The organism is Streptomyces sp. NPDC005774, assembly GCF_042871645.1.
GTDB classification, from domain to species: domain Bacteria; phylum Actinomycetota; class Actinomycetes; order Streptomycetales; family Streptomycetaceae; genus Streptomyces; species Streptomyces pratens.
The window spans coordinates 1-5,646 of record NZ_JBIAIV010000111.1; the positions used below are offsets into that span (position 1 = coordinate 1).

At 68.7% G+C, this 5,646-nt stretch carries 4 protein-coding genes; all 4 read left to right on the top strand.

Annotation, left to right across the window (positions count from 1 at the left end; all coding sequences use genetic code 11):
• The first annotated feature begins 228 nt into the window (after positions 1-228).
• A complete protein-coding gene (locus ACFYQA_RS39040; protein WP_388928546.1) occupies positions 229-993 on the top strand; it encodes a TnsA-like heteromeric transposase endonuclease subunit in 765 nt (254 codons plus the stop codon).
• A gap of 8 nt (positions 994-1,001) precedes the next feature.
• A complete protein-coding gene (locus tag ACFYQA_RS39045) occupies positions 1,002-3,116 on the top strand; it encodes a transposase (RefSeq protein WP_388928552.1) in 2,115 nt (704 codons plus the stop codon).
• Positions 3,107-4,150 (top strand): TniB family NTP-binding protein, encoded by a 1,044-nt coding sequence (locus ACFYQA_RS39050; protein ID WP_388928548.1) that lies wholly within the window; start codon positions 3,107-3,109, stop codon positions 4,148-4,150. Before ACFYQA_RS39045 ends, ACFYQA_RS39050 begins: the two co-directional genes overlap by 10 nt.
• Before the next feature lie 151 nt (positions 4,151-4,301).
• Entirely contained in the window at positions 4,302-5,591 is a 1,290-nt protein-coding gene (locus ACFYQA_RS39055; RefSeq protein ID WP_388928550.1) for a Helicase associated domain protein, read from the top strand.
• The last annotated feature ends 55 nt before the right edge of the window (positions 5,592-5,646 follow it).

The following is a 5,646-nucleotide window of genomic DNA, read 5'->3' on the forward strand; positions in this document are numbered from 1 at the left end:
GAAGCGTAGGAACTCCCATCATCCCAGTTCAGCGGGCACCTCTTCCGTTCTCCCCGTCCACAACCCGACCGCTACGCGGTGGATCGAGGCTCAGGTGGCCCCATGCCCGGTTCCGCACATGGCACACGCGGGCGCAGGCGTGCAAGGCGGCCCGGTTCAGAATTCTGCGGGAAATTCGTTCTAGGTGAGCAGTGTGCAGTTCAACTGAGCCAATGTTGGCTGGTGGTCATGAACACCCTCTTGCCGCCGACGCATGCCCTCGCGGCGACCAGTCGAATCGAGGCGCGCTTCGTCGGCGCTGCCGGAGAACTCCAGCGTTTGCCATGGCTACACGTCGCGCAGGGGCTCGCGCTCGAAGAGCTGACGCCGGTGCGGATGTTCCCCGTACGTCGGGGGCGCCGTGTGGCACCTGGCTGGTGGTGGTCGGCAACCTCCGGACAACTGGTGCACTACGGGTTCGGGGCGATGCGCACGCAAGTCATGCTGCTGGACCGTGATCCGGATGTGGTTTCTATGGCGTGCAGCCCAGTGGAGTTGGCATGGCTGGGGCACGGCGGCGAGACCGTTGTGCACACCCCGCATTTGATGGCCCGGCTCCGGGATGGAAGCGGTGTGCTGGTCGACTGCGCAGGACGCGACGGGGTCTCCAAGCGGCTGAAGGAACGAGCCTCAGAAATGAGGGCAGTAGTGGAGGCGGCCGGGTGGCGCTACCGCATCGCCCTACCGCCGGAGCCGGTGGTTGCCGCCAATGTCCGGTGGCTGTCGGGGTACCGCCATCCCCGCAACGGCGGCAGCGGCCGGATGGCAGAGGTCGCGGCGTGCTTCGCCCGCCCGCAGCCGCTTGAGGAGGGTGTCTCGCGGCTCGGGGATCCGATTGCTGTATGGCCGGCTGTCTTCCACGCCCTATGGGGCGGGGTACTCAACACGAACCTGGAGCTTCCCCTGCACGAGCGGACGGTCGTAAGTGCCGCCGCCGAAAGGGTGGCAGCGTGAAACGCGGCATGCTCAGCGTCGGCGATCAGGTGCGCTGGGACGAGCGCACATGGACTGTTGCGGTTCTGGAGGGAGTCCGGGGGCGGCTGGTCGATGACGCGGGCGCGGTCGCAGCTGTGTCACTGCCCCACCTGTTCGCCGACCCGCACTTCGAGGTCTGCGGCGCTCCCCGACCTCAGGTACCGCCGTTCGCACTGCTCGACGCGCTGCCTGATCCGGTGCGGGAGCAGGCGCTGAGCTGGGAGCGGCACGTGCGAGAGGTGGAAACGGGCATCCCTGACCCGGTGGGCGGGACGCCGAGGCCGCGGTACGACCCCGCGGTGCATACCTTGGCGCAGCGGGAGGCGGCCAAGGCCGAGGAACTGACCGCCAGCGGCCTGCCGACGAGCGTGGCTACCGTGCGGCGGATGCGGGTGCGTTACCGGGACCAGGGTGTGTGGGGGCTGGTTGACCAGCGCACCACCCGGCCCAGGTCTGCGGTAGGTCGGGCGGATCCGCGGGTGGTGGACGCGGTCGTGGCGGTGCTTGAGGAGCAGCGGGACAGGTCCACGGGTACGTTGACGCGTCTGCGCGACCAGGTGCGGTGGTTCTTGGAGGATCAGCATGGCCCGGGGGCGGTGGGGGTGCCGCCGCAGTCGACGTTCAACCGGCTGGTGCATGCGCTGGCCGATGGCCAGGGCATGTTGGGTACTGCGGCGCAGCGGCGCTGGCATGCGTCGCGGCCGACGCCTCCGTTCGTGCCGACGGTGGCGTTGCGTCCTGGCGAGATGGTGATGATGGACAGCACTCCATTGGATGTGGTGGCGGTGCTGGCGGACGGGGTGACGGGCCGGCCGGAGCTGACGCTGGCTGTGGACGTGGCGACGCGGAGCATCTGTGCTGCGGTGCTGCGGCCGCCGGGTACCAGCGCGGTGGATGCGGCGGTGCTGCTGGCGGAGATGGTGGCGCCGATGCGGATGCGTCCGGGCTGGGACGCGGCGCTGGCGCTGCAGCGGTCGGTGGTCCCCTACGAGCGGCTGCTGAGTCTGGACGAGCGGCTGAAGGGAGCCGCTGCCCGGCCTGTGATCGCGCCGGAAACGGTGATCGTGGACCAGGGACGGGTGTTCGTATCCTCCTCGTTCCTGGCAGCGTGCGGGAGCCTGGGGGTGTCTCTGCAGCCCGCGCCGCCGGCGAACGGTCCGGCGAAAGGCCACGTGGAGCGCACGTTCAAGTCGGTCAATCAGCAGTTCTGCCAGTACGTCGCGGGATACACCGGGTCCAATGCCACCGAGCGCGGCAAGGGCGTTGAGGACGAGGCCCGGTGGACGCTGCCGCAGTTGCAGGAACTTTTCGACGAATGGCTGGTAGCGGGGTGGCACGCGCGCAAGCACTCTTCGCTGCGGCATCCCCTCCTGCCTCATCTGGAACTGTCACCGATCCAGATGTGGGCAGCGCTGGTGGGCGTCACCGGATATGTGCCCGTGCCGCTGGCACCGGACAACCACATCGAGCTGCTGCCGGTGAGGTGGCAGGTCATCAACGATTACGGCATCCGCTTCGACTACCGCACCTACGATGGCAAGGCCCTCAACGGGCACCGGCGGCGCCGATCGGGCAGCTCTGCCAGGGGCGAGCGCTGGGAGGTCCACTACAACCCTTACGAACCGGCACGGATCTGGGTGCGGCTGCCGGACGGCTTCGTGGAGGTGCCGTGGATCCACACCACCCAGGTGAACATGCCGTTCACCGACTACACCTGGCGGCACATCCGCAAGACAGTAGCGCGCACCGCGGACCGCGACGAGCACGAACTCGCCCTGGCCCGGGCCCTGGACGCGCTGCTCAGGCGCGCTGGCGCCGGAGAAGGCACACGCCGCGAGCGCACGGTGGCGGCGCGCGCCTCTGCCACTTCATCTGTCGCCGTCGGCGGTCCGACAGCCGGGACTGCAGAGGAGTCTTCGCCTCCTGACTTCGTATCGGACGTCGGTGAGAGGAGACAGCTCGATCTCGACCCGGAGGAGCCGTACGACGACCTTGCCGGCTTCGACGAAGGCGAAGAGGGCGACGACGCGTCGTCCGGTGACGTGCGGCCCTACACATCCCGACTGCTGAACCCCTATGCGGAGGCCGACCAGTGGCTCTAGCAGAATTTACCCCGGACGTTGATGACGCCTTCGACCCGGTCAGCACCTGGGTGGGCTGGCAGCGCTACGTCGATAGCGCACCGGCCACAGCGGTGGCCGATGACTCAGGCTGGAGCCGGGAGCAGCGGCTGGACTACCACTCGCAGTTCGTCGTGGTGGCTACTCCCGCCATGGAGAGGGTGTCGATACAGCTGCAGCGGATGCTGCTGGTCAACCGCCGCCACCGCGGCACCGCGAGGCGCGGGCTGATCGTCTCCGGGCCTCCGAACACCGGCAAGACCACCACGCTCATGGAACTGGGGCGGATTTTCGAGCTGACGGACCGGCGCAAGCATCCGGGTGTTCAAGACCGGCTTCCGGTGGCCTTCGTTTCCGTACCGCCTGCGTCGACCCCGAAGATGCTGGTCACCGAATTCGCCCGGTTCCTGGGCCTGCCGGTCCTGCAGCGCATGAACCAGGCAGCGATCACCGACGCCGTATGCGCGACGCTGTGCGAGCTGCGCACCCAGCTCGTCCTGGTCGACGACATCCATCTGCTCGACACCCGCACCCGTTCCGGTGCGGAAACCTCGGATCAGATCAAGCACCTGGGCGAGCGGATCCCGGCCACCTTCGTCTACGCGGGCGTCGATGTGCATGACTCGCCACTGCTGATCGGGCCGCGTGGGCAGCAACTCGCGGGACGCTTCAAGCTGCTGCGCAACGACCCACTGCCCTACGGCACCGCCGCGCAGCGCGATGTCTGGCAGGAACTGGTCCGTGACCTGGAGGGCGCGCTTCGGCTGCGGAACCACCGCCCGGGGTCGCTCGCCAAACAGGCCGCCTACCTGCACCGCCGCACCGCAGGAGTGCTTGGCAGCCTGTCTCACCTGCTCCGAGAAGCCGCCGTGACGGCCATCATGGACGGGACCGAGAACATAACGAAGAGCCTGCTGGAGGATGTCGAGCTGGACATCCGCGCAGAGCAGCAACTGCTCGCCCCCGTGCCAGCGCAGCGCCGCGCTACTGCCAAGCGCGCCGGGGACAAGCGTTGACCCGCCGCTCCAGCGGCGCCCGCGGTCTGGAACCGGATCGCCTTTGCCCGCGGGCGCCCGTTCACGGAAATCGGGAGCACCGTCCGTGACCGTACCGCCGGCACGCGGGCCGTCGTCCCTGCTGTTCCCCTCCCTCCCGTGCGCGGCAAGCGTGCGGCCGCTGCCGCGTGAGACCACGCTGTCCTTTGTCGAACGCCTGGCCAGCCGCTTTGGGGTCTCGGCTGCCGACGTGATCACGGAGTTCTTCGCCTTCGGCAACAGAAAGTCCATGGACTCCCTCAAGCCCGACGGCGAGGTGTACTTCAACGCCGACGCCCGGGCTCGCTTCGCCGCCCTGTCGCGAGTGCCTCAAGAGCACCTGCACCGGGCCCTACCTGCTTGGACCCGGTTCGAACCTGAGGGCCGATACGACACCGGACCCGCAGTCACCTTCCACAGCGCCAGCTCCATCGAGCCCACCGGCGGCGCCTGCACACGCTGCACCGCCGCCCGTACCGGCCGAACCGAGCCGGCGCACTTGTACATGGCGGCGCACCAGCGCCTCTGCGTTCGCCACCAGATGTGGCTGCCAGGCACGCAGGACGTACCGGATCAGAACTCCGGCCGCAACCAGCTGAGCCTGGCCCAACTGCCCGAGACCGTACAGGCCCGCGGCCGCCACACGGCACTGCTACGCCGCCGGGAGAATGCCGCAGACGCCTACCCGGTCGCGCAGGCCATCATCGCCACCTGGTGGGATGCCGCCCGGCCTCAGGAAACCGCCTGGGCGCAGCGGCTGGAAAGCCTCGCCCGCGCCAACCCCGCCGCCGAACTTTCGCCCCATGCTGCCCGGGACGCGGTCACTTACCCCGACACCGTCACCCTCGCAGGACTGCTGGCCAGCCCCTTCTGGCAGCACCAGGTCCTGGCCGACACCGGCACGCACCGGCCGCACGTTGCCGCCGACACGCCATCCTTCATCCACGAACTCGCCCTACGGCTACGACGACCCTGGCTCGCCAGCGTGCTGGCCGACAGTGATTCCGGGCCGCTCATCGCGTGGCTCCAGGCATGCTGGCGCTCCCGCGCCGGTGAACGCGAGCGCACCGTGAGCATGTGGCGGGTCGCGCCCGCCTATCGCACCCCAGCCTCTGCCGGCAGCAATCCAGACCGGCCCTCTCGAACCGAAGGCACCGCGGACAAAGCAGACGCCGACGCCGACGCCGACAACGCACAGGGGTTCGCCCGCGGCCTCGCCCTCGCCCGAGCCTTCGCTGCCGAACACGGACACCTGTGCATTCCCTACCGGCACGAAAAGGACGGATTCCAACTCGGCCTGTGGCTGTCCAACCAGCGCGCCACAGGCCCCCAGCTTCCCCCTGAGCGCAGCCGGGCTCTGTCCGACCTCGACCCATGGTGGATGGGTGCAGATCCAATGAGGGTGCTGTCTATCAGGCGGTGAGTATGAGCCGGTCGCGGTAGCGTGCCTGGTGGTTGCGGTTGAACTCCTGCTGCTC